We start from the raw sequence: 1,056 nt of genomic DNA on the forward strand, positions 1-1,056 counted from the left end.
ATTAGCCTATTTGGAAATCCTGAATGTCGATTGGCCCTAATCAGTTGGGTTGCTAACGACGCCAGCGACGAGGCAGTCGAGGCGATGGACCGCCTGATTGCCACACAGTCAGACACTTATACCAATCTAATTCGGCACAGAGCCGCAGAGCAACGTCAGAAACGTGTTGAAGAGAAATTTTCGCCGCTCATGCCTTCTGGTCTTTCAAAATTGCTCAAAGATGGACCTCCAAATAATATTAAGGACCTGAAGACGTTAGTGCTCGAGGAGATGGAAATCGCGCAGCGTAAACTCACTGGAGACGACCTCGATTCCGTCGCCGAATTCTGGACAGATAACGGTGTTCCGCGGGACGAGATTCGCTGTCGCGACCGCTTGGCAGCATTAATCGGCTCTGAACTCTACAGATACGGTATTGAGCGGATTACCGAGGCAGACATGCCACATACGAAGCGCGTGGACCTCGTCTTTGCGCGTGGGAGGATGCAGTTACCCGTGGAAATCAAGGGACAGTGGAACAAAGATGTATGGGATGCTGCGATCAGTCAGCTCGATGCACAATATCTGACAGAATGGCGTTCTGAGCAGCACGGCATTTATTGCGTCTTATGGTTTGGTGAAATCCAAGCAAAGACCAATCGGCGCCTAAAATTACATCCAGAAGGGCTTGACGCTCCGCAAAGTGCCGAGGAGATGCGTGCGATGTTGATTGACCGAATTCCTGAGGCACGCCGCGCATTCATTGACGTGGTGGTGCTTGACTTCACCTCTGGGAAGGCATGACCAACGCCGCGCGCCTCTTTGCAAAATTATGCGCAGTATCGGTCTATAATGTTAGCTTTTTAATTTTCGGAACTACATAGCGACATATTGACTATTAGCTTCCTGATGGTGTGCCAGATAACTCGGCCAGTCGAGGTCCGCTTTGTGTTTTGCTTCTCGACGCATGAAATGTCCGATATTAAGGCGTATCTCGCCTGTCTGCTTCATATTCCTTGAGCGGACAGGCAGCGCAGGGGGGAAGAACGAACCCGCTACGCGGGATTGGTGCGGTGT

General features: G+C 51.0%; 1 protein-coding gene. It reads left to right on the forward strand.

Annotated elements, in window-relative coordinates; genetic code table 11:
• Positions 1-783 (forward strand): hypothetical protein (locus AD948_RS00150; RefSeq protein ID WP_456303752.1); only part of this gene is annotated, 783 nt, incomplete at its 5' end.
• Between the last annotated feature and the right edge of the window lie 273 nt (positions 784-1,056).

This window comes from Acetobacter senegalensis (genome assembly GCF_001580995.1).
GTDB classification, from domain to species: domain Bacteria; phylum Pseudomonadota; class Alphaproteobacteria; order Acetobacterales; family Acetobacteraceae; genus Acetobacter; species Acetobacter senegalensis.